Origin of the sequence: Pleomorphomonas sp. T1.2MG-36 (assembly GCF_950100655.1) — a bacterium.
In the GTDB taxonomy this organism is placed as follows: Bacteria; Pseudomonadota; Alphaproteobacteria; order Rhizobiales; family Pleomorphomonadaceae; genus Pleomorphomonas.
In genome coordinates, this window is the sequence record NZ_CATNLY010000001.1 from 1,112,427 (window position 1) to 1,137,956 (window position 25,530).

The 25,530-nt window shown below is 65.6% G+C and carries 19 protein-coding genes; 7 read left to right on the plus strand and 12 right to left on the minus strand.

The window, feature by feature from the left end; genetic code table 11:
- Positions 1 to 51 precede the first annotated feature (51 nt).
- The gene (gene ligA / locus QQZ18_RS05220; protein ID WP_284538570.1) at positions 52 to 2,208 is read left to right on the plus strand and encodes an NAD-dependent DNA ligase LigA; all 2,157 of its coding nucleotides are present in this window, start codon (positions 52 to 54) and stop codon (positions 2,206 to 2,208) included.
- Positions 2,209 to 2,445: 237 nt separating this feature from the next.
- Here the strand turns inward: ligA and QQZ18_RS05225 are convergent, their stop codons facing one another.
- Positions 2,446 to 2,661, minus strand: coding sequence for a hypothetical protein (locus QQZ18_RS05225; protein WP_284538572.1), 216 nt, complete (start codon positions 2,659 to 2,661; stop codon positions 2,446 to 2,448).
- Positions 2,662 to 2,957: 296 nt separating this feature from the next.
- Here QQZ18_RS05225 and QQZ18_RS05230 point away from each other — a divergent pair, with 296 nt between their 5' ends.
- Positions 2,958 to 5,384: an ATP-dependent helicase gene (locus QQZ18_RS05230; protein ID WP_284538573.1), complete on the plus strand. Its 2,427-nt coding sequence runs from the start codon at positions 2,958 to 2,960 to the stop codon at positions 5,382 to 5,384.
- 138 nt (positions 5,385 to 5,522) lie between these two features.
- Positions 5,523 to 7,157 (plus strand): bifunctional metallophosphatase/5'-nucleotidase, encoded by a 1,635-nt coding sequence (locus QQZ18_RS05235; RefSeq protein WP_284538575.1) that lies wholly within the window; start codon positions 5,523 to 5,525, stop codon positions 7,155 to 7,157.
- 102 nt (positions 7,158 to 7,259) lie between these two features.
- On the opposite strand, the gene QQZ18_RS05240 is transcribed toward QQZ18_RS05235, so the two are convergent.
- The 10 genes from QQZ18_RS05240 to QQZ18_RS05285 form a co-directional block, all read right to left on the minus strand.
- Complete coding sequence (locus QQZ18_RS05240) at positions 7,260 to 7,766, minus strand: hypothetical protein (protein ID WP_284538577.1); 507 nt, start codon at positions 7,764 to 7,766, stop codon at positions 7,260 to 7,262.
- Positions 7,767 to 7,983: 217 nt separating this feature from the next.
- Entirely contained in the window at positions 7,984 to 11,031 is a 3,048-nt protein-coding gene (locus QQZ18_RS05245; protein WP_284538579.1) for an efflux RND transporter permease subunit, read from the minus strand.
- Positions 11,028 to 12,110 carry an efflux RND transporter periplasmic adaptor subunit gene (locus QQZ18_RS05250; RefSeq protein ID WP_284538581.1) on the minus strand — a complete coding sequence of 361 codons (1,083 nt, stop codon included), beginning with the start codon at positions 12,108 to 12,110 and terminating at the stop codon, positions 11,028 to 11,030. The genes QQZ18_RS05245 and QQZ18_RS05250 overlap by 4 nt, the downstream gene beginning before the upstream one ends.
- Before the next feature lie 109 nt (positions 12,111 to 12,219).
- The gene (locus tag QQZ18_RS05255) at positions 12,220 to 12,870 is read right to left on the minus strand and encodes a TetR/AcrR family transcriptional regulator (RefSeq protein WP_284538583.1); all 651 of its coding nucleotides are present in this window, start codon (positions 12,868 to 12,870) and stop codon (positions 12,220 to 12,222) included.
- A 310-nt stretch (positions 12,871 to 13,180) separates the two neighbouring features.
- Positions 13,181 to 13,819 (minus strand): dihydroxyacetone kinase subunit L, encoded by a 639-nt coding sequence (locus tag QQZ18_RS05260; protein ID WP_284538584.1) that lies wholly within the window; start codon positions 13,817 to 13,819, stop codon positions 13,181 to 13,183.
- 10 nt (positions 13,820 to 13,829) lie between these two features.
- Positions 13,830 to 14,831 carry a dihydroxyacetone kinase subunit DhaK gene (locus QQZ18_RS05265; protein WP_284538586.1) on the minus strand — a complete coding sequence of 334 codons (1,002 nt, stop codon included), beginning with the start codon at positions 14,829 to 14,831 and terminating at the stop codon, positions 13,830 to 13,832.
- A gap of 12 nt (positions 14,832 to 14,843) precedes the next feature.
- Positions 14,844 to 15,884 carry an ABC transporter permease gene (locus tag QQZ18_RS05270; RefSeq protein ID WP_284538588.1) on the minus strand — a complete coding sequence of 347 codons (1,041 nt, stop codon included), beginning with the start codon at positions 15,882 to 15,884 and terminating at the stop codon, positions 14,844 to 14,846.
- Complete coding sequence (locus QQZ18_RS05275) at positions 15,881 to 17,428, minus strand: sugar ABC transporter ATP-binding protein (protein ID WP_284538590.1); 1,548 nt, start codon at positions 17,426 to 17,428, stop codon at positions 15,881 to 15,883. The genes QQZ18_RS05270 and QQZ18_RS05275 overlap by 4 nt, the downstream gene beginning before the upstream one ends.
- Positions 17,429 to 17,534: 106 nt before the next feature.
- Positions 17,535 to 18,518: a substrate-binding domain-containing protein gene (locus tag QQZ18_RS05280; RefSeq protein ID WP_446728611.1), complete on the minus strand. Its 984-nt coding sequence runs from the start codon at positions 18,516 to 18,518 to the stop codon at positions 17,535 to 17,537.
- A 91-nt stretch (positions 18,519 to 18,609) separates the two neighbouring features.
- Positions 18,610 to 19,596: an ABC transporter permease gene (locus QQZ18_RS05285; RefSeq protein WP_284538595.1), complete on the minus strand. Its 987-nt coding sequence runs from the start codon at positions 19,594 to 19,596 to the stop codon at positions 18,610 to 18,612.
- A gap of 200 nt (positions 19,597 to 19,796) precedes the next feature.
- On the opposite strand from QQZ18_RS05285, the gene QQZ18_RS05290 reads away from it, so the two are divergent.
- Together QQZ18_RS05290 and QQZ18_RS05295 are read left to right on the plus strand one after the other, a co-directional pair.
- Positions 19,797 to 20,849 (plus strand): LacI family DNA-binding transcriptional regulator, encoded by a 1,053-nt coding sequence (locus QQZ18_RS05290; protein ID WP_284538597.1) that lies wholly within the window; start codon positions 19,797 to 19,799, stop codon positions 20,847 to 20,849.
- A gap of 108 nt (positions 20,850 to 20,957) precedes the next feature.
- Entirely contained in the window at positions 20,958 to 21,830 is an 873-nt protein-coding gene (locus QQZ18_RS05295) for a 50S ribosomal protein L11 methyltransferase (protein WP_284538599.1), read from the plus strand.
- Between the two features lie 63 nt (positions 21,831 to 21,893).
- On the opposite strand, the gene QQZ18_RS05300 is transcribed toward QQZ18_RS05295, so the two are convergent.
- Complete coding sequence (locus tag QQZ18_RS05300; protein WP_284538601.1) at positions 21,894 to 22,106, minus strand: hypothetical protein; 213 nt, start codon at positions 22,104 to 22,106, stop codon at positions 21,894 to 21,896.
- Between the two features lie 391 nt (positions 22,107 to 22,497).
- Here QQZ18_RS05300 and QQZ18_RS05305 point away from each other — a divergent pair, with 391 nt between their 5' ends.
- Together QQZ18_RS05305 and lpxC are read left to right on the plus strand one after the other, a co-directional pair.
- Complete coding sequence (locus tag QQZ18_RS05305; protein ID WP_284538603.1) at positions 22,498 to 24,312, plus strand: aminopeptidase P family protein; 1,815 nt, start codon at positions 22,498 to 22,500, stop codon at positions 24,310 to 24,312.
- A 214-nt stretch (positions 24,313 to 24,526) separates the two neighbouring features.
- Positions 24,527 to 25,456, plus strand: a complete 930-nt coding sequence (lpxC, locus tag QQZ18_RS05310; RefSeq protein ID WP_284538605.1) for a UDP-3-O-acyl-N-acetylglucosamine deacetylase — start codon at positions 24,527 to 24,529, stop codon at positions 25,454 to 25,456.
- Positions 25,457 to 25,530: the final 74 nt, after the last annotated feature.

Sequence of the window (25,530 nt, forward strand, 5' to 3'; positions counted from 1 at the left end):
GGGTATTCGGCTTTAACCGGAGCCGAGAAGAGTCCCCACGAGAGACGCGCGATGTCGGCCGAAACCAATTCCATTCCCGTCGAAGACCTCACCCAGGACGAGGCCGCCGCCGAACTCCAGCGCCTGTCCGCCGAGATCGCCCACCACGACGAGCTCTATCATGCCAAGGACGCGCCGGAGATTTCCGACGCCGCCTATGACGCGCTGCGCGGCCGCAACCGCGAAATCGAGGCGCGCTTTCCCGAACTCGTCCGCTCCGATTCGCCGTCGCTCAAGGTCGGCGCCCCGGTCTCGGAGGTCTTCTCCGAGGTTCGCCACGTCAGGCCGATGCTGTCGCTCGACAACCTGTTCAGCGAGGCCGACCTCCGTGATTTCGTCAAGCAGGTGAAGAGCTTCCTTGGCGCCAGCGAAACGCCCGTCTTCACCGCCGAGCCGAAGATCGACGGGCTCTCCATGTCGCTGCGCTACGTCGATCGTCGCCTCGTCACGGCGGCGACGCGCGGCGACGGCACCACCGGCGAGAACGTCACCGCCAACGTCCGCACCATTGCCGAGATTCCCGACGAACTGCCGGCCGGCGCGCCCGACGTCGTCGAGGTGCGCGGCGAGGTCTACATGAAGAAGGCCGACTTCGCCGCCCTCAACGAGCGGATGATGAACGAGAGCGGCCGCCTGTTCGCCAACCCGCGCAACGCCGCCGCCGGCTCGCTGCGCCAGCTCGACCCGAAGGTGACGGCCGGCCGGCCGCTCAGCTTCTTCGCCTATGCCTGGGGCGACCTGTCCGAGCCGCTGGCCCGGACGCAATACGACACGGTGAAGCGCTTCGAAGAATGGGGCTTCAAGGTCAATCCCTTGATGGCGCGCTGCCATTCGGAAGAGGAGCTTATCGCCCACTACCGGCTGATCGAGAGCCAGCGCGCCGATCTCGGCTACGACATCGACGGCGTCGTCTACAAGGTCGACAGCCTCGCGCTGCAGGAACGCCTCGGCTTCCGCTCGCGCTCGCCGCGCTGGGCCACTGCCCATAAGTTCCCGGCCGAGCGTGCCTCCACCACCGTCAAGGCCATCGAGATCCAGGTCGGCCGCACCGGCGCGCTGACGCCGGTCGCCAAGCTGGAACCGGTGACTGTGGGCGGCGTCGTCGTCTCCAACGCCACCCTGCACAACGAGGACTACATCAAGGGCATCGGCCAGGATGGCCTGCCGCTGCGCGACGGTCGCGACATCCGCGTCGGCGACACGGTGGTGATCCAGCGGGCCGGCGACGTCATCCCGCAGGTGGTCGACGTGCTGATCGACAAGCGCCCGGCCGATGCGGTGCCCTACGCCTTCCCCACCCTCTGCCCGCGCTGCGGCAGCCATGCCGTGCGCGACACCAACGAGAAGACCGGCAAGACCGACGCCGTGCGCCGCTGCACCGGCGGCCTGATCTGTCCGGCCCAGCAGGTGGAAAGCCTGAAGCACTTCGTCGCGCGTCAGGCCTTCGACATCGAAGGCCTCGGCGACAAGCAGATCGAGTTCTTCCACGCGCTGGAGGACGAGCACCTGTCGATCCGCACGCCGGTCGACATCTTCACCCTCGCCCGGCGCGAAGCCACCGGTCTCAATCGCCTGTCCAACTTCCCCGGCTTCGGCGCGACATCGGTGCGCAATCTGTTCGAGAGCATCGAGGCGCGGCGGCGGATCGACCTGCACCGCCTCATCTTCGGCCTGGGCATCCGCCACATCGGCGAGGGCAATGCCAAGCTGCTCGCCCGCGCCTACGGCTCGTGGGAGCACTTCTACGACGCCATGAAGAAGGCCGCCGACCGCGATCCGGAGACGCTGGCCGAGCTCGACGCCATCGACGGCGTCGGAGCCGTGGTGGTCGAGGCGCTGACCGATTTCTTTGGCGAGGATCACAACCGCGTCGCCATCGACGCCCTGCTCAACGAGATCACGCCGCTCGACGCCGAAGCACCGGTGACCACCAACAGCCCGGTGGCCGGCAAGACGGTGGTGTTCACTGGCTCGCTGGAGAAGATGACGCGTGATGAAGCGAAGGCCACCGCCGAGCGTCTGGGCGCCAAGGTGGCCGGCTCGGTGTCGAAGAAGACCGATCTGGTGGTTGCCGGCCCCGGCGCCGGTTCGAAGCTCGCCAAAGCGTCCGAACTCGGCATCGAGGTGATCGACGAGGACGCCTGGCTGGAAAGGATCAGGGGGCTTTAGACGCCCGACAGCTCGGCTTGAAACGAGCCGGGCATCGGCAGGCGACCTTGTCTGCGAGAGCTCGGAGTCAAAGGCTCCGAGCAGATCCAGCAAAACTGTCGCGTCGATCTCCGTCCTGAGGAAAGCCAGGGCGTTGGCGGTGAAAGCCGCTCCTCGCCAACGCCGTGATATCTGTGGGCGCCACAAGCCCGGAAATCGGGCTTGGAATCGCGGCCGGTCGAATATCTCCGCATGCGCTCAGCCGCGCGACCAGGAGATGGCAAGGGATGCCAGCTCTGGCGTCGCCGCCACGAGACCGCCTGCCGTGTCCAGGAAGTGACCGGGTTCGAGCCGCCAGGCATCGTTGTCCGCGTCCTCCGCGATGACCACCGGCGTACGGCCGGCCTTGGTCGCAAAGGCTCCCAGGAAATAGGTATTGATTCCTGAAGGTATCCCATCGGAGGTCATGGTCATGTCCTCTCTCCATCGAGAAAAGGCCTGATTGGCGGCCGACAAGACGATTTAACCTTCAATCCTTGAAGGACCGGTAAACGAAAACCAGAAACTCCCTTTCAAACATCAACAAAGCGGCGCACGGAACAAATGGAAATCCTTCGCTTTCCTGACGTACTGCATGAAAATACGCTACGTTAGTGAAAAATACCGAGCGAATTACCAATCATTAACCGACACGGGCCTCAGGGAGAATGATCCCGGCCCGGCGCACGACACTCTCGCCCCCGACGCCCTGTTGCTTTATTGTTCTCGTCATGACTGCTTCCCAGAATCACGACGACACCGACTTCGACGCCTCTCCCTCGCTGGGCATCGCCGCCCGGGCCATGGCCGCCGCGCGACCCGGCACAGGCGCCGTCGGCTATCTCCAGGGCATGAACCCCGAGCAGCGCGAGGCGGTGGAAACGTTGGATGGTCCCGTGCTGGTGCTGGCTGGTGCCGGCACCGGCAAGACGCGCGTCCTGACCACCCGCATCGCCCACATTCTGGCGACCCACCGCGCCTTCCCGTCGCAAATTCTGTCGGTGACTTTCACCAACAAGGCGGCGCGCGAGATGAAGGAGCGCGTCGGCAAGCTGGTCGGCGGCGTCGTCGAGGGCATGCCATGGCTCGGCACCTTCCACTCGATCGGCGTGCGGATGCTCCGGAAGCATGCCGAGCTTGTCGGCCTCAAGAGCAACTTCACCATCCTCGACACCGACGATCAGATCCGCCTGATCAAACAGTTGATCCAGGCCGACGGCATCGACGAGAAGCGCTGGCCGGCCCGGCAGTTCGCCTCGGCGCTCGATGGCTGGAAGAACAAGGGCCTGAGGCCGGCCGACATTCCCGAGGGCGAGGCGCGCGCCTATGTCAACGGCCGGGGGCGGGAGCTCTACGCCGCCTATCAGGCGCGCCTCAAGGTGCTCAACGCCGTCGACTTCGGCGACCTGCTGCTCGAAGCGGTAACGCTGCTGCGCCAGAACCCAGACGTTCTCGCCGACTACCACAAGCGGTTCCGTTTCATCCTGGTCGACGAGTATCAGGACACCAACGTCGTCCAGTATCTCTGGCTGCGCCTTCTCGCCCAGGGCTCGCACAACATCTGCTGCGTCGGCGACGACGACCAGTCGATCTACGGCTGGCGCGGCGCCGAGGTGGACAACATCCTGCGCTACGAGCGCGACTTCCCCGGCGCCAAGGTGATCCGTCTCGAGCGCAACTATCGCTCCACCGCCCACATCCTCGGCGCCGCCTCGCACCTCATCGCCCACAACGAGGCGCGCCTGGGCAAGACGCTGTTCACCGACCTGCCGCAGGCCGACGACGAGGACAAGGTGTTCGTCGCCTCGGCCTGGGACTCGGAGGAGGAGGCGCGGTCGATCGGCGACGAGATCGAACGTTTTCAGCGGGGCGGAACGCCGCTCAACGACATCGCCATCCTGGTGCGTGCCTCCTTCCAGATGCGCGAGTTCGAAGACCGCTTCGTCACCTCCGGCATTCCCTATCGCGTCATCGGCGGCCCGCGTTTCTACGAACGGGCCGAGATCCGCGATGCCCTCGCCTATTTCCGCGTCGTCATGCAGCCGGCCGACGACCTCGCCTTCGAGCGCATCGTCAACACGCCGCGCCGCGGCATCGGCGACACCTCCGTCCGCACGCTGCACGACTACGGCCGTGTCGAGACGGTGCCGCTGACCGAGGCGACACGGCAACTGGTCGCCACCGAGGAGTTCAAGGGCAAGACGCGCACGGCCCTGCGCGATTTCCTGGCCAGCATCGAGCGCTGGCGCGATCTCGTGCCGGCCATGAAGCACACCGAGCTTGCCGAGCTGATCCTCGACGAGAGCGGCTACACCGCCATGTGGCAGAACGACCGTTCGGCCGAGGCGCCGGGTCGCCTTGAAAACCTCAAGGAACTGATCCGCTCCATGGACGAGTTCGAGAGCATGGAAGGCTTCCTCGAACACATCTCCCTGGTGATGGACCGCGACAGCGGCGAGGAGCTCGACGCCGTCTCCATCATGACGCTGCATTCGGCCAAGGGTCTGGAGTTCGACACCGTCTTCCTGCCCGGCTGGGAAGAGGGCCTATTCCCGCATCAGCGCGCCCTCGACGAGGGCGGCCGAGCCGGCCTGGAAGAGGAACGCCGCCTCGCCTACGTCGGCCTGACGCGCGCCAAGAAGCATTGCCTGATCTGGTTCACCTCCAACCGCCGCATCCACGGTTCCTGGCAGTCGTCGATCCCCTCCCGCTTCCTCGACGAGCTGCCGGCCGCCCATGTCGAGATCAAGGAAACCGGCAGCGCCTACGGTGGCTACGGCTCGTCCTTCGGCCGCCAGAACCCTTACGGCGCCTCGCGCTTCGACAGCGTCGAGCGCTTCCAGTCCAACTACGAGACGCCCGGCTGGCAGCGCGCCCAGAAGGCCCAGAAAGCCGGCAGTCAGGCGGCGGGCGGCCGTGGCGGCTTCTCCTCGCCGGCTCAGCAGTCCTATGGCCGGGCGCAACCCAAGCTGATCGAGGGCGAGCTGATCGCCAAGTCGGTGGTATCAGGGGCGCCGAAGTTCGGCGTCGGCGACCGGGTGTTCCACGTCAAGTTCGGCCCCGGCACGGTCTCCGCCGTCGAAGGCAACAAGGTGACCGTCGACTTCGACAAGGCCGGCCAGAAGCGGGTGGTGGACAGCTTCCTCGACAAGGCGTGAGCGCCCACATCGTCATAAAAGCCTCTCCTCACCGTGCAAAACTGCGTATTGGCGCTTGAGTCCGGGCGTCCAGGCACGCCAAGATTGCTTAGGCGGCTCAGGCAGGAACTGGCGCCGCACGAACGGGGAGACAGGAGCATGACGAAAAGACTGGCCATCGGCATTCTTTCGGCGGGCGCACTGGCGCTTTCGGCCGGCACGGCACTGGCCGACTTCCAGCTCACCATCCTGCACATCAACGACTTCCATTCCCGCATCGAGGCCATCAACAAGTTCGATTCCACCTGCTCGGCCAAGGAGAGCGACGCCGGCGAGTGCTTCGGCGGCATCGCCCGCGTGAAGAGCGCCATCGACGACAAGCGCAAGGAACTCGACGGCGCCAACCTCCTGGTGCTCGACGCCGGCGACCAGTTCCAGGGCTCGCTCTACTACAGCACCTTCAAGAGCGCGCCGGTGGCCGAGTTCATGAACGGCATCGGCTTCGACGCCATGGCCATCGGCAACCATGAGTTCGACGACGGCCCGGCCGAGCTCGACAAGCTGATCGGCGCGGTGAAGTTCCCGATCATTTCCGGCAACACCGTCAGCGCCAAGGGCTCCCTGCTCGACGGCAAGTACAAGGGCTACATCATCAAGGAGATCGGCGGCGAGAAGGTCGCCGTCGTCTCGGTGCTGGCGAAGGACACCTCCGAGACCTCCTCGCCCGGCAAGGACATCACCTTCGAGGACGAGATCACCTATCTCCAGAAGGCGGTGAAGGAGATCGAGGCCGAGGGCGTCAACAAGATCGTCGCCCTCACCCACGTCGGCTACGTCAAGGATCAGGAAATCGCCGCCAAGGTCGACGGCATCGACGTCATCGTCGGCGGCCACAGCCACACCTACCTGTCCTCCACCGACGACAAGGCGTCCGGCCCCTATCCGACGCTGGTGAAGAACCCGTCCGGCATCGAGGTGCCGATCGTCACCGCCTACGCCTATTCCAAGTATCTCGGCGACCTCACCGTCAACTTCGACGACAGGGGCGTCGTCACCGCCACCAAGGGCGCGCCGATCCTGCTCGACGCCTCGGTGACGCCGGACGAGGGCTACGCCGAACGCGTGAAGGAACTCGGCAAGCCGCTTGAGGAACTGAAGGCCAAGGTAGTCGGATCGGCCGCCGACGCCATCGACGGCGATCGCAAGTCCTGCCGCGCCGTCGAATGCTCCATGGGCAACCTCGTCGCCGACGCGGCGCTCGACCGCGTCGCCAGCCAGGGCATCACCATCTCCATCGCCAATGGCGGCGGCCTCCGCGCGTCGATCGACGCCGGCGACGTTTCCATGGGCGAGGTGCTGACGGTGCTGCCGTTCCAGAACACCATCGCCACCTTCCAGATCGACGGCGCCGGCATCAAGGAAGCGCTGGAGAACGGCGTCAGCGAGGTCGACGAAGGCGCCGGCCGCTTCCCGCAGGTCTCGGGCCTGAAATACACCTTCGATCGGTCGAAGCCGGTCGGCAGCCGCATCACCTCCGTCGAGGTGAAGGATGGCGACGGCTTCGTGCCGCTCGATCCGGCCAAGACCTACGGCGTCGTCACCAACAACTACGTGCGTGGCGGCGGCGACGGCTTCAAGACCTTCGCCGACAAGGCGGTCAACGCCTACGACTTCGGACCGAACCTGGAGGACGTGGTGGCCGAGTATCTGACCACCCACAATCCCTACAAACCCTACACCGACGGCCGCATCACCGACGCGACGCCGGCCGACTACGTGCCGCCGAAGAAGTAGGCACCCCAAGGGCATGTGATCGACGCGACGGGCGGAGCTTCAGGCTTCGCCCGTCGTTGCGTTTGCGAGGGACGCAAATCCTTCCGAGGCCGCCCGCGGCGATCAGTCGCGCGGCAGCGACAGCCCGAAGCCGATGATGGCCGCCCCGCGCAGCAAGAGATCCACGCGCAGCACCAGATCCACGCGCAGCACCAGATCCACCGCCACGAGGCGATCGAACCCGCTGAAGGCATAGGTCGCCCCCCACAGCCAGAGCAGCAGGAACAGCCCCATCAGGCCGCTCGTTCCCAGCCACGTGAAGGCGCTGCCGGTGGCAAGGGTGAGGCCTATCCAGATGCGGAGAAGCGACGACGCGGCCAGCAGAAGCGTGAAGAGGGCCGGCGACATCGAGAGCGCCAAGCCGGGATCGAACGTCAGCACCACGCCGAGGCAGGTATCCAGCACGCCGAGCGACACCCAGTCGCCGTAGATTTGCGGGCTGCCCATCCACAGGATCAGCAGGATCTGGAGCAGGCCACCGACGAGGGAGGCCAGCCCGCCCAGATAGTCGCCGGTCGGCCCGCCGACCAGGAAGGAGGCGACGGGAAACCCCGCAAGGCCGAGGAGCATGCCTCCGAGGGCGCAGAGCCGACGCCAGTCTCCCGGGGCGCCGAAGCGCCCCGACGTCCGGTCGTATCGGGTCTTGAAGGCCCGCAGCATCCGCACGGTCAACCCGGAAGTCGCCCTGCGGATCGGGAGGCACCGCTGGGAAGGCCGGCCGAACCGGGCTTTTCTCGGCATCGCATCGTCCCCCATTCTCCGAAGCGGGCATGCTCCATCGGCTTGGTCAGGTCCCAACCGGATGGATCCGATGCCACGCCACGTAGAGCGCCGGCAGGAACAGCAGCGTCAAGACCGTCGCCACCGCCAACCCGCCGATGATGGCGAAGGCCATCGGGCCCCAGAAAATGGTCGGCGCGATCGGGATCATGCCCAGCGTCGCCGCCGAGGCGGTGAGCAGAATGGGCCGGAAGCGGATCACCGCCGCCTCGATCACCGCGTTCCAGTCGTCGAGACCGGCTCGCTTCTCCTGCTCGATCTGGTCGATCAGGATCACCGAGTTGCGGGCGATCATGCCGATCAGCGCCAGCACGCCCAGCATGGCGACGAAGCCCAGGGGCTTCTGGGCGACGAACAGCGCCATCACCACGCCGATCACCCCGAGGGGCGCCACGCTCAGCACCATGAACACGCCGTTGAACGAGCGCAGTTGCACCATCAGGATGGTCACCATGAGGAACAGCATCAACGGCACCACGGCCATCACCGAGGCCTGCGACTTGCCGCTCTCCTCGATGGCGCCGCCCGCATCGATGCGATAGCCGTAAGGAAGGCTCGCGGCGATCTCGTGGATAGGACCGCTGAGCGATTGCACGATCGAGGCAGGCATGGCGCCGGGCGCCGCGTCGGCCGCGATCGTCAGCGTCGGGCTGCGGTCGCGCCGCCACATCAGCGGGCTTTCGATGCCGTAATCCACCTGGGCGACCTGGCTGAGCGGCACCGACTTTCCGCCCACGAGCGGCAGTTGCAGGGTGCGGACGCTGGACAGCGACATGCGCTCCTCGGCCTTCGCCCGGATCACGACGTTGACGAGATAGATGTCGTCGCGCACCTGGGTGACGGTTCCGCCGGAGACGATGGCGTTGATCGCCTGCGACACTTGCAGCGAGCTGAGCCCAAGCAGGCGGGCCTGATCCTGGTCAACATGGATCTTGATCGTCCTGACCGGCTCCATCCAGTCGTAGTTGATCTTCTGGACGCGCCCGTCGGCATTCATGGCCGCCGCGACGCGGAAGGCGATCTCCCGCACCTTGTCCTCGGACGGGCCACTGACCCGGTATTGCAACGGCCAGCCGACCGGCGGACCGAGCTCCAGCGGATAGACGCGACCGATGACATTGGGGAACTCCTCGGTCAGCGCCGTCTCGAGCTTGGCCTTGACCCGGTCGCGTTCGGCCAACCCCTTGGTCACCACCACGGACTGGGCGAAGAAATCGTTGGGCAGTTGCAGGTCCAGCGGTAGGTAGAAACGCACCGTGCCACGGCCAACGTACGTGCTCCAGTGATGGACGTCGGCGTCATCAGACAGGATCTTGTCGATCCTGGCCGAAATGTCCCGCGACGCCTCGATGGAGGCATTCTGCGGCAGTTTCAGATCGACGAGCAGTTCGGGGCGGTCCGACGGCGGGAAAAACTGCTGCGGCACGAAGCGCATGCCGTAGACGGCGACGCCGAGCATGACGAGCGTGAGGCCGATGGTCGCCCAGCGCCAGCGCATGACGGTGGAGAGGACCGCACGGAAGGCCCGGAGGATCGGCCCGTGCCCCGCCTCGTGATGTCCGCCCTTCGGCGCCTTCAGGATCCACACGCCGAGCAGCGGTGAGAACAGCGCCGCCACGAACCAGGAGGATATCAGCGCGATGCCGACGACGGCGAAGATGGAGAAGGTATACTCGCCGGCCATGCTCTTGGCGAAGCCGATCGGCACGAAGCCGGCAATGGTCACCAGCGTGCCGGCAAGGCGCGGATAGGCGGTGGACTGGTAGGCGAAGGACGCCGCCTCTTCCTTGCTCTTTCCCCGTTCGAGCCGGGTGATCATGCTCTCGATGGTGATCATGGCGTCGTCGACCAGAAGGCCGAGCGCGATGATCAGCGCGCCGAGCGAGATGCGTTGCAGGTCTATTCCGAAGAGCTGCATGGCGATGAAGACGATGGCCAGCACCAGCGGGATCGACAGCGCCACGATCGAGCCGGCCCTGAAGCCCAGGCTGACGATGCTGACGATCAGCACGATGCCGATGGCCTCCCAGAGCGCTTCGGTGAACTCGCCCACCGCATGCTCGACGGTGGCCGCCTGATCGGCGACCTCGTGGGTCTCGATGCCGACCGGCAGGTCGGCCAGGATACCGGACATGGCGGCGCGAATGTTCTTGCCGAGCACCAGCACGTCGCCGCCGTCGCGCATGGAGACGGCAAGGCCGATCGCCTCCTTGCCGTTGACGCGGAACAGCGGCTGCGGCGGGTCGGACGGCCCACGCGTGACCTTGGCGATGTCGCCGAGGCGGATCAGCCGGCCATTGGCCGCGAAGTTGACGGCCAGGATGTCCTTCTCCGACTTGAAGCCGCCGGACGTGCGAACCAGGATCTTCTCGCTGGAGGTCTCCACCACGCCCGCCGGGGCGATGGCGTTCTGCGCCTGAAGTGCGGCGATCAGTGCCGTCTTGTCGAGGCCGAGCCCGGCGATCTGGTCGGTCGAGAACTCGATGTAGATGCGCTCGTCCTGCACGCCCAGCATGTCGATCTTCGACACGTCGGGAATCTGCAGCAGGCGCGAGCGGATGTCCTCGACATAGTCGCGCAGCTCCCGGCTGGAAAAGCCGTCGGAGGTGAAGCCATAGACGATGCCGTAGGTGTCGCCGAACTCGTCGTTGAACCAGGGGCCGAGGGTCCCCTGCGGCAGCGTATCCTTGATGTCGCCCACCTTCTTGCGGACCTGGTACCAGATGTCCGCAACATCGGCCTTGGGCGCCGATCCCTCCAGCGTCACGAAAATGGTGGTCACGCCGGCCTGGGTGTAGCTCTTGATGTAGTCGAGATGCGGCGTTTCCTGGAGCTTGCGCTCGATGCGCTCGGTCAGCTGCTTCAGCGTCTCATCGATGGTCGCCCCCGGCCATTGGGCCTGGACCACCATGGTCTTGATGGTGAAGGAGGGGTCCTCGCCGCGCCCGAGGCCGGTGTAGCACCAGGCGCCGGCCAGCGAGATCACCAGCATGAAGTAGAGGATCAGCGATCGGTTGCCGATCGCCCAGGTGGAAAGGTTGAGCCCTTTTTTCATGTCGCGCCACCCAGAAGACGCACCTTCTGACCCGGATGCAGCGACTGCACGCCGGCGGTGACGATGGTTTCGCCCGGCTGCAAGCCGCCGGAAATAATGACGCTGGCCGGCTCGTAGCGGGCGACGGCGACGTCGCGCAGCGACACCGTCAACTCCTTTGCGTCCACGACCCAGACGGCGCTGGACGTTCCGCCCTGGACGATGGCGGAGGATGGCACCTCGATGCCCTCGGGCGCGTCGAGCAGCGTGGTGCCCGACACCGTCGACCCGAGCTGCATTGCCTCCGGCGGAGTGTCGAGCGCCACCTTCACCGTATAGGTCCGGGTGACCGGGTCGGCCTGCGGGGCGATCTCGCGAATGTGGCCGGAGGCGGCGATCGACGCGTCCTCGGTGAGGGCGACGGTGAAGGCCGGCTTCTCCGGCAGGGCGCGGATGATCTGACCGGACACGGCGAACACCGCGTCGCGGCCGCCGTCGCTGGCGATCTGGGCCACCGGCTGGCCGGCGGCCACCACCTCGCCCGCTTCCGCACCCGTGGCGATGACGGTACCGGCGGTATCGGCGGTCAGGATGGTGTAGCCGAGCTGCTCCCTGGCGCTCTTCACCTGCGCCTCGGCGGAGGCGACCTGAGCCTCGGCGGATTCCAGCGCCTGCTGGGCCTGGTCGAACTGGGCGTTGCTGGCAAACCCCTTGCTCAAGAGGCCGTTCTGGCGGGCGTAGGTGTTGCGCGCCTCGACCAGTTGCGCCCGGGCGGCCGACAGCAGCGCCTCGGCCTGCAGCAGCGTGTTCTTCTGAATCTGGTCGTCGAGATGGGCGATCACCTGCCCCGGCACCACTTGATCGCCGACGCGGACCGCGCGATCGATCATGTGCCCGCTCAGACGGAATGCCAGGTTGATCTCGGTGCGCGCCCTGACCTGCCCGGTCAGCATCACCGGCTCGCCGGCCGGTCGCTGACCGACCACCACGGACTTGACCGGGCGAGCCTCCGGTACAGGCGGCTTGTCCTGCTCGCACCCGCCCAACAGGCTGGCGACCACCGCCGTCGCGACGCTCGCCGCCGAAAACCAACCACGCATCCTCGCACCTCTCGTATGGCGGACGACGCCCGCCGGAAGACAAGGCTCCGCCCGCCGGAAAAAGAGCCCTTTCCCGGAGAAACCGAAGCCGAACTGCTGGTGAAACGGCCTAGATGCCGTGCAAGAAAAGCTCCGTCACAGACATGGACAGGTAGAGGTAGGAATCGTCCCGCCCGATCTCCGGCGCCAGCTTGGCGAGAATGTCGGGAAACCCGTGCGGCTGACTGAGCGCATTGGTCAGGATGATGAAGAACAGCGCCGGATGGCGGCTGCGGATGATTCCGGTTGCCATCGCCTCGTCAAAGGTGGCCTTTCCCGAGGCGTAGGCCGGCACCAGCAGCGTGTCGGCGACGAAGTCGGCCCGCTCGCCACCATCGGCAATGGACCTGTAGACGAAGTCGCGAATCTCCGGGTTGTCCTTGTAGAAGTCGGCCGTCTTGCGAATGATGATCGCCAGTCGTTCCTCGACCTTCAGCCCGGCATCGCCGGATATCTGCGCAACGATCTCGATCATCGGCGCGGCGCGCGACAGGATGCGCTCGGCGCTTGCCATCCACAGCTCGGCCTTGCCGCCGAAATGCACCCGGACGAGGTTGGCGCCGACGCCGGCTGCCGCGGCCACGCCCCGGATATCCGTTCCATCGTAGCCTTGGGCGGCGAACAGGCGGATGGCTGCCGAAAGCAACGCTTCGCGTCCGCTCGGCATGTCCTTGGTCCGCCGTCCGCGCGGCCCCGCCGGCTTCTCCGCCTCCCGCACCATCGCCACTCCGCTTAATATGTACGACCGTACATATAATGAGGTAGGCAGGCTTGCAAGGGAAAATCGCCAGTTTGCCGCGCGGAAGCGGCGGGCGCTTTGACAAGAGGGAAGGCACGCAGGAACCCGTTTCAGGAACAGCCGTGCTCCGATATCGGCTTCGCATTCCCGCCGCAGAGACGATCGCCGACGCGACGCCGGCCGACCATCTGCCGCCAAAGGAGCAACGTGGGCAGAGCCTCGCAATGAACGCAAGACGCCGGAGCATTGGCGTGCTCCGGCGTCATTTCATGTCCGGCGGTGCGGGACGTCGTCAGCTCGCCTTGACGAAGTTGGCCATGGTGTCGACGATGAACACGGCCACCGTGGCGCCTGCATCCTGCAAGCCGCGCGACTTCTCCTGAAAGGCCGCCGCCTTGCCATGTTGGGCGACGAGCAGCTTGGTGGCTTCGAGCGCCTGGGCGGCAACCTCCGAGGCTTCCGCGAGGGCCGCATCGAGCAGCTTGCCGCCCGCGGCTGCCGCTTCGAGGCTGACGGCGACCGGGTCGAGCACGTCGAGCACCGTCTTATCGCCGACCTTGGCCTTGCCGCGCTCCTGGACGCCATCGCGATAGGCGCGCCAGAAGGCGGCCATCTCGGCGGTTCCGATCGTCTCCGCCGCTTCCACCGCCTTGCCGCCCCGCATGAAGCCGGTGGCGGTCAGCGTCCCCATGGTCGAAGGCGCCGCCTTGGCGATCGACAATCCGGCTCTGCTGAACAGTTTGCCGACCGAGCCGTCCGGCGCGGCGGCGACCGTTGCGTGGGCGGCGGCGAACGACTTGCTCATGGTGATGCCGAGATCGCTGTCGCCGACCTTGCCGTCCAGCGCGATCAGGAACTCGCGCTGATCGGAGAACGTCTTTTCCAGAGCCGCGAACAGACCGACCACGTCATTGGCTGTCAATGCCTGCATCGTCGTCACCTCAACGACCGACATGGGTGAAGAAGGGCGTGCGCGCCGACGCGGCCATCAGGCGATCGAGCTCGGCATCCAGCTTGAGGACGGAGATCGAGGCACCAGCCATTTCCATCGCAGTGGCGAACTCACCGATCCACACGTGCTTCACCTTGACGTTGCGGGCGGCAAACAGCTGCGAGACGCGGCGATAGAAGATGTAGAGTTCTTCGCGCGGCGTGCCGCCGAGACCGTTGACCAGCACGGCCACTTCACCGCCCTTGCCGTAGTCCTGCTCGTTGAAGATGCGCTCCATCATCTCGTCGACGACGGCGTCGGCCGGCTCCAGCTTGCGCCGGCTGATGCCCGGCTCGCCGTGAATGCCCATGCCGATTTCCATCTCGTCGTCGCCGAGCGAGAAGGTGGCGTGCCCGATTTCCGGCACGACGCAGCTCGACAGCGCCACGCCGATGGTCCGGGTATTGAGGCGAGCCTTGTCGGCGAGGCGGGCGACCTCGTCGAGATCGAGGCCTTCGGCGGCAGCCGCGCCGGCCGCCTTGTAGACGAAGAAGATGCCGGCGACGCCGCGACGCTTGTGCTCCTCGCCGACGATCGACGAGGCGGCATCGTCGTTGCCGACCACCGACTTGACGCGAATGCCGTCGACGTCGGCCATCTCGGCGGCCATGTCGAAGTTGATGATGTCGCCGGTGTAGTTGCCGTAGATGTAGAGAACGCCGGCGCCCTGGTCGATGTACTTGGTCACTTCGTACATCTGGTCCGAGCTGGGCGACTGGAACACGCCGCCCACGGCGCAGCCGTCGAGCATGCCATCGCCGACATAGCCCAGGAACAGCGGCAGATGGCCGGAGCCGCCGCCGGTGGCGATGCCCACCTTGCCCTTCTTGGGATGCGCCGTGACATAGCAGCGCTTGTCGTCGTTGGTGTAGGTCACATCAGGATGGGCGGCGTAGATGCCCTCGAGCATCTCGTCGACGAAATCCTTGGGATCGTTGAGAAACTTCTTCATGGCCGTTCCTTCCTAAGATCTGTTTCGGCGCTGGCGCACGACGAAGAAGGCCGCCGCCAGCAAAATGAATGCTCCGACGACGAAGCGCTGCCAGGTGCTGGGAATGCCCACCATCACCAGAACGTTGTTGATCACGGTGACCAGGAGCACGCCGAGCAGCGTGCCGACCACCGTGCCGGTGCCGCCGGTGATGCGGGCGCCACCCAGCACGACGGCCGCGATAACGTTGATCTCCGTACCGACCAGATCGAACGGGTTGGCCAGGCGATTGCTGCAGACGTGGATGATGCCCGCGAGCCCCGCCAGCGCACCGGCAAAGCCGAATACGAACAGGTGGATGGTCCGGAGATTGTAGCCGAGCCGTTCGGCCACCCGGGCGCTGCCGCCCATGGCGAAGATCGCCCGACCCATCAGCGTGCGGTTCAGGATCCACCAGGTCAGCACGGCAGCGCCCGGCAGCACCAGCACGTAGAGCGGCAGCGTGACGACGGCGCCATTGGAGTTGGCGAACTGCAGCATCGGCGCCCGGCCGAAGGCCAGCATCTGCTCGGGCAAGGCCATGATCCACACCGTGCCGACGAAGGCCAGCAGGATGCCGCGGAACAGATACTGCGTGCCGATGGTGACGATCATCGCCGGCACGCTGAAGGTATAGACCAGCAGGCCGTTGAACATGCCCAGCAGCATGCCGCCGCCCACCGCCATGGCCAGAACGAGGATCATCGGCAGGCCCGGCGCATAGCGCGTCGTCAGCAGCGTGATCGAATACATCGTCAGGGCGGCGATGGCGGTGAACGACACGTCGATGCCGCCAGCGGCGAGGATGACGAACACGCCGAGCGCGAACAGGCCGGTGACGACGCTGGCACGCCCGATGTCGATCAGCGACGACGGCTGCAGGAAGTCGGGATTGAGGATGGCGACCACGACGCAGATCACCACCAGCAGCACCGCCGTCACCGTCTCCGGATGCTTGTGGATGAAGCCGCCGAGGCTGACGCGGTCGCCGTCCCGTTCGGCCGCCCGCGCCTTTTCGATCGGGAACAGGGTCATTGGACGGTCTCCGAGATTGACGCCAGCATGGCGTGATAGATGTCCTCCTCGGTCGCCTCGGAGGCGTCGAGATCGGCAACGAAGCGCCCGCCGTTCATGACCAGGATGCGGTCGCAGTTCTGCAGCAGCTCCGGAAGGTCGTCGCTGATCACGATGAGGCCGATCCCCCGCTCCGCCAGAACCTGGATGGCGCGGTAGATGGTGTCCTTGGACCCGACGTCGACGCCGACGGTCGGACCATGCAGAAGCAGGATCTTCGGCTCGATGGTCAGCCAGCGGCCGATCAGCACGCGCTGCTGGTTGCCGCCGGACAGCGAGCCGACCGGCATGTCGATGTCGGTGGTGTTGAGGCGCATGTCCTTGGCAACCTCGGCAGCGATCGCGCGCCCCTTGCCGTCATCAATGATGCCCCAGGCATTGGCCAGCTTGGCCACCACCAGCGCGGTCTCGTTGTCCAGGATGGACTTTTCAAGGAACAGGCCCTCGTCGAGCCGATTTTCCGGCACATAGCCGATGCCGTGGCGGATGGCGTCGGAGGGATAGCGAATGCGAGCGGCGACCCCGCCGACCGAGATCGAACCGGAAGCGGCCGGCCGAACGCCGGAAATGGCCAGCGCCAGCTCGTTGCGGCCAGAGTCGGCGAGACCGGTGATGCCGAGGATTTCGCCCTTGCGAAGGCTGAAGTCGACATCGAAGAAGCCGGGCGCGGCGGTCAGCCGCTCGACGGACAGCAACGTCTCGTCAGCCGGCTGGCCGACGCGATAGCGATGCGCGTCGATCTTGCGACCGGTCATCAGTTCGGCGATGTCGGCCTTGCCGTAGCTGGCGAGCGGCCCTTGCGCCACGCATTCGCCATCGCGGAAGACAATGGCATGGCCGCCGATGCGGTAGCATTCGTCGAGCTTGTGGGTGACGAACAGCACGGCGATGTTGTCCGCCCGCAGACGCGCCACCACCTCGATCAGGTTCTCGACCTCGCGTCGGGTGAGCGACGTCGTCGGCTCGTCCATGATGACGAGCTTGGCCTTGGTGGCGATCGCCCTGGCGATGGCCACGAGCTGGCGCTGGGCAAGCGGCAGGTCGGACACGACGGAAGTCAGGAAAGCCCGCGTGGCCGGCAGACCGACCGAGGCCAGTGCCGCGCTGGCGGTCACCCGCAGCTGGTTTCGGTCCAGCCGGCGAACAAGACGGCCCTCGCCGTGCACCAGCTGTTCGCTGAGCGCCACGTTCTCGGCAACCGTCAGATTGGGAATGAGAGACAGATCCTGATAGACCGTCTCGATGCCGGCGGCGAGCGACTGAATGGGCGTCAGGGCCGAAAAGCTCTCGCCATTCAGGATGATTTCGCCTTCGGTCGGCGAGATGGCGCCCGACATCACCTTGATGACGGTGCTTTTGCCGCAGCCGTTCTCGCCGAGCAGATGATAGGCTTGGCCGAGCTCAATCTTCAGATCGACACCACGCAACGCGTGAACGCCGCCGAAGCGTTTGTGGATCTGCTTGAGCTGCAGGAAACAATGGTCGGTCTGCGAGTCTTCCGCCACTCCCAGAATCCTTTCATGATTTCACCCCGGGGCCGGCGCTACGGACAGCCGCAGGAACTCCCGAAGGACCGAAGTCCTTCGGGGTCTCGTTGCAATGGCTGGACGATCAGAAGAGATGAGCCTTGTAGCTATCCTTGTCGTCGAGAACCATGCCGTTGCCGACGACCAGCAGGCCGTTGCCGGCACCCTTGGTGACGGTGACGCTGTTGTAGCCTTCGACACCGAGGTCCATGCCGGTCTTGAGCTCCTTCTTTTCAAGGAGCAGCTTGGCGACGACATTCATCGCCATGCCGGCCTTCTGCGGATCCCAGTAGCCGATGGCCGTGATGGCGCCGGAATCGAGGTAAGGCGCCGACGGGTTCGGCAGGCCGGTGCCCACGAGGCAGACCTTGCCGGCAAGACCGGCTTCCTCGATGGCGCGACCGACGCCGAGCACGTCGTTACCGGCCGAGGTCTGGAAGCCGGCGAGATCGGGATGCTTGCGCAGCAGCTCCTTGGCCTTCTCGTAGGTGCCGTTGGCGTCGTCGAACGACTCGTTGTTCGGATCGACCAGCTCCATGTCCGGGTACTTCTTGGCATTCTCCTCGCCGGCACCGACCCACTGCATGTGCGTGCGGCTGCCGAGCGAACCGACGAAGGTCGTCCACTTGCCCTTCTTGCCCATGCACGAGGCAAGGCGCTCGTTGAGGGCGGCGCCATAGAAGGAGTTATCGAAGGCCTCGACGTCGGCCATGGTGTTGACCTGGTTGTCGGCCTCGTGGGTGACCACGATGGTGCCGCGCTCCATGGCCCGCTTCAGCGTGCCTTCGAGAACGGCCGGGTCCATGGGAACCACCGCCAGCGCGTTGACGCCCTTGGCGACGAGGTCCTGAACGATCTGCAACTGCTGCGCCGAGTCGGACGTTGCCGGACCGTACTGGGTGGCAACGACATCCTCGTGGGCGGCCTGGAACGCCTTGACGCCCGTCTCGAGGCGGTCGAACCAGGGAATACCCGAAATCTTGACGACGGTGGCGATCACCGGCTTGTCGGCGGCGGCAGCGAAACCCGTCGTCGCGGCGATGGCCGTGGCGGTCATCAGCGCGGCCATAACCGTGCGAATGCTTCTCTTCATTTCTTTCTCCTCCACTATTCCCCCAGGTTCTCCCGTCCGACGCGTGGGGGGCGCGTGGTCGGCTGACCTAGCGATTCCGGTCGGGGAACACGAAGCCGACGAGGTCGTATCGGGCGATCGCAAGGAAGGTGAGCAGCAGCGCACCCCAGGCGAAATCACGAACGAAGTTGGATAGTCCGCCGAAGTTCAACAGGCTGGACATGAGCTGCAGGGCGACGGCCGAGAAGACGACGCAGACCACTCGTCCATAACCACCTTCGGGGCGAACGCCGGCCATCACCGCGATCAGAATGGCGATCAGCAGATAGGACGCACCGTAATCCCACTTAACGTTTACGTTACGCGCAGCGATGATCACGCCCGACAGCCCGGAAAGCGTGCCGCTCAGCGCATATGTGGCCGTCACCACCGTCGACCGAGGGAAGCCGGCATAGAGCGCCGCCTTGGGATTGGATCCCAACAGCATCAGCCACCGTCCAAAGGGCGTGAACTTCAGCGTGACTCCCACCAGAGTGGCCACGGCAATGAACAGGATGAAGCTGATCGGCGCGCCGAACCAGAACTCGTTGCCGATCGACGACAGCGGTTCGGGGCTGCCCACCACCACTGCCTTGCCGCCGGAAACGATGACCGACAGGCCGGTGAAGGCCATCTGAGTGCCGAGCGTGCAGAGAATTGGCGTGATTCCGAAACGTGTGATCAGCGTTCCGTTGATGAGACCGCCCAAGAAACCGATGGCCAACGCGCCGAAAATGAACAGGGCGGTGTAGAGCCCCTCCTGTTCCGCACTGGAGACGAAGCTGGCGACGATCACCGCCGACAACACGCCGGACAGATTGGCCAGCGCGATGCCCGAAAGATCGATGCCACCGTCGCCGGCGCACATGGCCAGCATGACGCCGATGGCAAGCAGCCCGATCTCGGGCACCTGCCCGGCCATCGATTGCAGATTGAAGATGGACAGGAAAGACCCGTCCGAGATGGCCGCCCCCAGCGCCAAGAGGATCACATTGATGGCAGCGAGGACCAGAAACTGGCCGTCCACTCTCCGCACCGCCCCCTCCATTTGTTTATTGAATAAGCCGTTAGTTTAGTAAATCATAGGCGGCGTTTATTGGCAACGCAAGGCCAAGTCCATGCATTAGCCAAAAGTCGAGTCCGCTTCGGGCAGCGTTGGCGGGTCAAGTTGGCTTTGGTTTAGTAAACGCGCTAAAGTGGTGGCCGCGTGTGAGAAATCGAAGAAGCAAGGGCGGAATGAGCGACAAGAACACCTTGACAATGAGGGACATAGCCAAGGCGGCAGGCGTCTCCGCAGCAACCGTGTCGCTGGTCCTAAACGGGAAGGGCGAAATATCAGGGGCAACGCGCGCCAAGGTGCTCGATGTCGTGGCCGACCTGAACTACGTGCCGCGGCCGGCGCGAATCCGGGCGTCCGACAGCACCAACGACACCTTGCGCTTCCTGAAGATCGCCAAGCACGGACACACCGTGAATCGGGACCATAGCCACTTCATTTCCGACTACATCGACGGCATGTCGCAGGAAGCGACGCGGCGCGGCTACTCCCTGGAAGTGGTCAGCCACGAGCGGGAAGCCATTCAGGACATCGTCCAGTCGCTGGCCGGCACCGGCATCAAGGGCGTGGTCGCCTTGGGAACCGAGCTCAGCGAGGCCGACATCCGCCTGCTTCTCACCACCGGCATCCCGACCGTGTTCATCGACACCTTTCACGAACTGATCGACGCCAATTTCGTCAACATGAACAACGAGGATGCCGTCTACAAGGTTCTCTCGCACTTCAAATCGCAGGGCTTTCACGACGTTGGCTTCGTGGCGAGTCCCGTCGAGACGACCAATTTCGGCCTGCGCAGGCAAGCCTTCACCAAGAACATGCTGCGGCTCGATCTGCCGATACGCGACGACAACACGCTTTGGGTGGAGTCCACCTTCGACGGCGCCTACGAGGCGACGGCGCAACATCTCGCCGCAGGCGGCAAGTTGGCCCAATGCTACTTCTGCACCAACGACGTCATCGCCTACGGATTCATCAAGGCCCTGAGAGAACACAACATTCGCATTCCCCTCGACGTGTCGATCATCGGCTTCGACAATTTGCCGATGAGCGTCACCATGGACCCGCCGCTGACCACCATCGAAGTTTCCAAGCGCAAGATCGGCTACCTCGCCATCACCATCCTCGACGACCTGATCAACGCTTCCGAACGCCAACCGTCGGTAAAAATCCTGGTCGGCGCCGAACTGGTCGTGCGGTCGAGCGACAAGCACGCAAAGCGGAAGAAAGCCTAGGAAGCCACAGGACCACCCGGAGCGACACGACGACGCGGTACCGCTTTGACAAGCCATCGGGCTCCGACTAAACCCCCGCCAGCCCCGGATTTCAGCTCAGGAACCGCCATGCGCCAGTACCAGCTTCACATTCCCGCCGCCGACGCGGCGGCTGCCGAGACGATCGCCGACGCGGTCGAGGCCGCGTTCGTCGAGGCGGGCCCGGTGAGCTGGTACGAGACCGACGGCGGCTGGGCGGTGGACGGCTTCTTCTTTGCCGACGATGCCGAGGAGATCCTGGCGCCGGCCCGCGCCGCGCTCGACGGCATCGTCGATACCGCCTCGGTGACGGTGGAGCCGGTGCCGGAGGATGTGGACTGGGTGGCGCAAAGCCTCGAAGGCTTGAGCCCGGTCATCGCCGGCCGCTTCGTGGTGCACGGCGCCCACGACCGCGACCGCATTCCCAAGGGGTTGATCGGCCTGCAGATCGAGGCCAACCAGGCCTTCGGCACCGGCCATCATCCGACCACTTGGGGCTGTCTCACCGCATTGACGCGCCTGCTCGCCGTCTACCGCTTCGACAGCGTGTTCGACCTCGGCACCGGATCGGGCGTCCTGGCCATCGGCATCGCGCGCGCCACCAAGCGGCCGGTGCTGGCCTCCGACATCGATCCGCTGGCGGTGGAAATCGCGCTGGAAAACGCCGAGATCAACGGCGCCGCCCATCTCGTCACGGCAGTGACGGCCGCCGGCTTCGCCCATCCGGCCATCGTCGGGCGCAAGTTCGACCTGATCGTCGCCAATATCCTGGCCGATCCCCTGAAGATGCTGTCGCCGCAGTTCCGCGCCCACGCCCTGCCGGGCGCCGCCGTGGTGCTGTCGGGCATCCTGAGGACGCAGGCCGAAAGCGTGCTCGCGGCCTTCCGCGCACAGGGCTTCGTGCGCGAGCGCCATATCGTCAAGGACGTCTGGAGCACGCTCGTCCTGCGTTATGCCGGCTGAAGCAAGCAACGGACCGAAAAGCGGAATCCGGTTCTCGGACAATCCGATGCGGCAACGACGGCCTTACAGCGCGGCGTCGACCGCACGCGACCGCATGATGCCGATGGAGGCGCGGCCGCAGCCGTGCTCACGCGCCGACTGGTCGTCCAGCGAGGCGAGATAGGGCGCGACATAGCGCTGCGCCTGCCGCTCGCGCGTGCCGAGCGTGGTCTCGTAGGTCCGGCGGAAAACGCCACTTCGGTAGGATGTGGCGGTAGTCGGGGCAAATCGGCTCATTTTAGCACCTCTTGAATGTCATCGGCGTCCGCCGACCGTTCTCAAAAGCGCCGTTATCCTCATGGGACGCGAAACCAGCCCTCCGAACTGCTCTTGTAGTAGCAGACTACGACTTTAGTATGAACGGGTGACAACGCAGGCCACCCTTGCAGGTGACTCATGGCTGTTGCCTCCCTTTCGCCGCAACCCTCCCTTGCCGCCGGATTCGTGCCAAAAGGGTGAACAAGAGATAAACACCCCGCCTTGCCCGACGCCGAACCGAGGCGGCATGGCAACTTCCGGCCCCATAACGGTGCCGCACGGAGCGGCGTTCGAGGTCCGCCCCTCCTTGACGGCACCCGAAGCCAGGGGCCACAACTCTCGCTCTTTCGAGTATGGCGGAGTGACAGAGGTGTTCCAGACTTTCGATAACGTCAGCGATCCCAGCCACGGCAAGGCGCGGATCGCCGCCCTGAGGGCCGAGCTGAAGCGACGTGGACTCAAGGGCTTTCTGGTGCCGCTCGCCGACGAGCATCAGGGCGAATACATTCCCGCCGCCGCCGCCCGCCTGCTCTGGCTGACCGGGTTCGCCGGCTCGGCCGGTCTCGCCATCGTGCTCGACGACCGCGCCGCGATCTTCGTCGATGGCCGCTATACGCTTCAGGTGCGCGAGCAGGTCGATCTCACGGTCATCGAGCCGCATCACCTCATCGAGGAGCCGCCGCAGGACTGGCTGAAGACCGTCATCCATAAGGGCGACCGCATCGGCTTCGATCCCTGGCTGATGACCGCCGCCGAAGTCGGCCGCTTCGAAACGGCGCTTGCCGCCGCCGGAGCCGAATTCGTCGCCGTCGACGGCAACCCGGTCGACGCCGTCTGGGCGGATCGTCCCGAGCCGCCCAAGGGCCGGGTGTCGCTGTTCCCCGAGAGCCTTGCCGGCGAAAGCGCCGAAGCCAAACTCGTTCGCCTCGGCGAAGCCATCGCCAAGGCGGGCGCCGATGCCGCCGTGCTGACGCGCCCCGATTCCATCGCCTGGGCCTTCAACATCCGTGGCGAGGACGTGCCGCACACGCCGGAGGCGCTGTCCTTCGCCATCCTGCGCAAGGAGGGTCGCCCGTCCCTGTTCGTCGATGGCGCCAAGCTCGACAACGTCGTCCGCGACCGGCTCGAGCAGATCGCCGCCGTCGAGCAGCCCGCCGCCTTCGCTCCGGCCCTGGCGGCGCTCGGCGGTTCGGTGCTGGTCGACAAGGCCTCGGCCGCCTTCGAGGTGGTTCGGCGCGTCGAAGCCGGTGGCGGCAAGGTGGTGGCCGGCTCCGACCCGGTGCTGCTGCCCAAGGCGCTGAAGAACGCCACCGAGCTCGCCGGCATCCGCGCCGCCCACATCCGCGATGGCGTCGCCATGGTGCGCTTCCTCGCCTGGATCGACCACGAGGCGCCAAAGGGCGGGCTCGACGAAATCGCCGTCACCAAGCAGCTCGAGGAGTTCCGCCGCGAAACCGGCACGCTGCGCGACATCTCCTTCGACACCATCGCCGGCGCCGGCCCCAATGCCGCCATTCCGCACTATCACGTCAGCACCGCCTCCAACCGCAAGGTGGAGATGGACGGCATCCTGCTGGTCGATTCGGGCGCCCAGTATCAGGACGGCACCACCGACATCACCCGTACCGTGATCGTCGGCAGGCCGACAGAGGAGATGATCGACCGCTTCACCCGCGTGCTCATCGGCCATGTCCGCCTGACGCTCGCCCGCTTCCCCAAGGGCACCTCCGGCGCCCATCTCGACGTGCTGGCGCGCGAGAAGCTGTGGGAAGCCGGTCTCGACTTCGATCACGGCACGGGCCACGGCGTCGGCCACTATCTGTCGGTGCACGAAGGCCCGGGCCGCATTGCCAAGACCGGCCCCGTGCCGCTGGAACCCGGCATGCTGATGTCCAACGAGCCCGGCTTCTACAAGGCCGGTGCCTGGGGCATCCGCATCGAGAACCTCGTCGTGATCACCGAGCCCCTGCCGATCGACGGCGGCGAGCGGCCGATGATGGGCTTCGAGACGGTGACGCTCTGCCCCATCGACCGCCGCCTGATCCGGCCGTCGATGATGAGCGGGCGCGAGCGTGCCTGGCTCGACGGCTATCACGCCGAGGTCCGCGACAAGCTGCTGCCGCTCTTGGAGAGCGAGGCCGACAGGGCCTGGCTCGTCGCCGCCACGGCGCCGCTCGCGGCGTGACGCCGATTCGCGTTTTCACCCCTTTCGCGCGGCCAGACGGCCGCGCGTCCCTCCCCTTCGACAGCCTTTTGAAACTCAAGGAGAAAATGCGCCGCCGACAGCGTAACACTCGGTAAGAAAGAGTGACTTTCCTGGGGCGCTTCCGTGTGTTTTATGAAAAATGTGCCGGATTGGCTCGTACTGCCCTCACCGGTCTTTTTTTGGAAACTACTCGATGCGAACGTCCTACGGCAAGCAGACCACCCTCGGCGAAAGTGTCCGGTTCTCAGGCATCGGCGTGCATTCCGGCAAGCCGGCGACCATCGTCCTGCACCCCGCCGAAGCCGACCGGGGCATCGTCTTCGTTCGCACCGACGGCGAGGAGGTGGAGATCGCCGCCCGCCACGAGAACGTGGTTGCCACCGAACTCTGCACGATGATCGGCATCGGCGGCCGCACGGTCGCCACCATCGAGCACCTGATGGCCGCGCTGGCCTCCTCCGGCATCGACAATGTCGTCGTCGAGATCGACGGCCCGGAAATGCCCATCGCCGACGGCTGCTCGGCCGCCTTCATCGACATGATCGCCGAGGCCGGCCTGCGCCGCCTCGCCGCGCCGCGCAAGGTGCTGCGCGTCGTCAAGCCGGTCCGGCTAGAAGTCGGCGGCGCCGTGCTGGAGTTCCTGCCGTTCGACGGCACGCGCTACGACGTCACCATCGATTTTGCCAATCCGCTGATCGGCCGCCAGTCCTACGTGCTGGACCTCAACTCGCGCACCTTTGGCCGCGACATCGCCCGCGCCCGCACGTTCGGCTTCATGGCCGACGTCGAGAAGCTGTGGAAGATGGGTTTCGCGCTCGGTTCGTCGCTCGAGAACTCGGTCGCCATCGGCGACGACCGTATTCTCAATCCCGAGGGTCTGCGCTGGCCGGACGAATTCGCCCGCCACAAGACGCTCGACGCGGTGGGCGACCTGTCGCTGATCGGCATGCCCTTCATCGGCCACTTCCGCTCCTACAAGGGCGGCCACAAGCTCAACTGGATGGCCGTCAAGGCGCTCGTCGCCGACACCGGCGCCTACGAGATCGTCCACGACGTTGCGCCGGCCCGCGAACCGGCCGGCGGCATTCTTCAGGCGGCCGCGCTGGCGCCCTCGCGCGACTGACGCGGCCCCCGGTTTTGCCGGGGCGTCGCGGTCTTGTCGCCATAATGTGGCCGAACATCACGGGCACGTAGCAT

What these genes read in the sequence shown, in the direction of transcription:
- QQZ18_RS05300 (WP_284538601.1), bottom strand. Translation starts at nt 22,106, where the DNA reads ATGAGCCGATTTGCCCCGACTACCGCCACATCCTACCGAAGTGGCGTT.
- QQZ18_RS05225 (WP_284538572.1), bottom strand. Translation starts at nt 2,661, where the DNA reads ATGACCATGACCTCCGATGGGATACCTTCAGGAATCAATACCTATTTC.
- QQZ18_RS05265 (WP_284538586.1), bottom strand. Translation starts at nt 14,831, where the DNA reads ATGAAGAAGTTTCTCAACGATCCCAAGGATTTCGTCGACGAGATGCTC.
- QQZ18_RS05260 (WP_284538584.1), bottom strand. Translation starts at nt 13,819, where the DNA reads ATGCAGGCATTGACAGCCAATGACGTGGTCGGTCTGTTCGCGGCTCTG.
- QQZ18_RS05235 (WP_284538575.1), top strand. Translation starts at nt 5,523, where the DNA reads ATGACGAAAAGACTGGCCATCGGCATTCTTTCGGCGGGCGCACTGGCG.
- QQZ18_RS05250 (WP_284538581.1), bottom strand. Translation starts at nt 12,110, where the DNA reads ATGCGTGGTTGGTTTTCGGCGGCGAGCGTCGCGACGGCGGTGGTCGCC.
- lpxC (WP_284538605.1), top strand. Translation starts at nt 24,527, where the DNA reads ATGCGAACGTCCTACGGCAAGCAGACCACCCTCGGCGAAAGTGTCCGG.
- QQZ18_RS05290 (WP_284538597.1), top strand. Translation starts at nt 19,797, where the DNA reads ATGAGCGACAAGAACACCTTGACAATGAGGGACATAGCCAAGGCGGCA.
- QQZ18_RS05295 (WP_284538599.1), top strand. Translation starts at nt 20,958, where the DNA reads ATGCGCCAGTACCAGCTTCACATTCCCGCCGCCGACGCGGCGGCTGCC.
- QQZ18_RS05230 (WP_284538573.1), top strand. Translation starts at nt 2,958, where the DNA reads ATGACTGCTTCCCAGAATCACGACGACACCGACTTCGACGCCTCTCCC.
- QQZ18_RS05245 (WP_284538579.1), bottom strand. Translation starts at nt 11,031, where the DNA reads ATGAAAAAAGGGCTCAACCTTTCCACCTGGGCGATCGGCAACCGATCG.
- QQZ18_RS05240 (WP_284538577.1), bottom strand. Translation starts at nt 7,766, where the DNA reads ATGCTCCTCGGCCTTGCGGGGTTTCCCGTCGCCTCCTTCCTGGTCGGC.
- QQZ18_RS05280 (WP_446728611.1), bottom strand. Translation starts at nt 18,518, where the DNA reads ATGGCCGCGCTGATGACCGCCACGGCCATCGCCGCGACGACGGGTTTC.
- QQZ18_RS05270 (WP_284538588.1), bottom strand. Translation starts at nt 15,884, where the DNA reads ATGACCCTGTTCCCGATCGAAAAGGCGCGGGCGGCCGAACGGGACGGC.
- ligA (WP_284538570.1), top strand. Translation starts at nt 52, where the DNA reads ATGTCGGCCGAAACCAATTCCATTCCCGTCGAAGACCTCACCCAGGAC.
- QQZ18_RS05255 (WP_284538583.1), bottom strand. Translation starts at nt 12,870, where the DNA reads ATGGTGCGGGAGGCGGAGAAGCCGGCGGGGCCGCGCGGACGGCGGACC.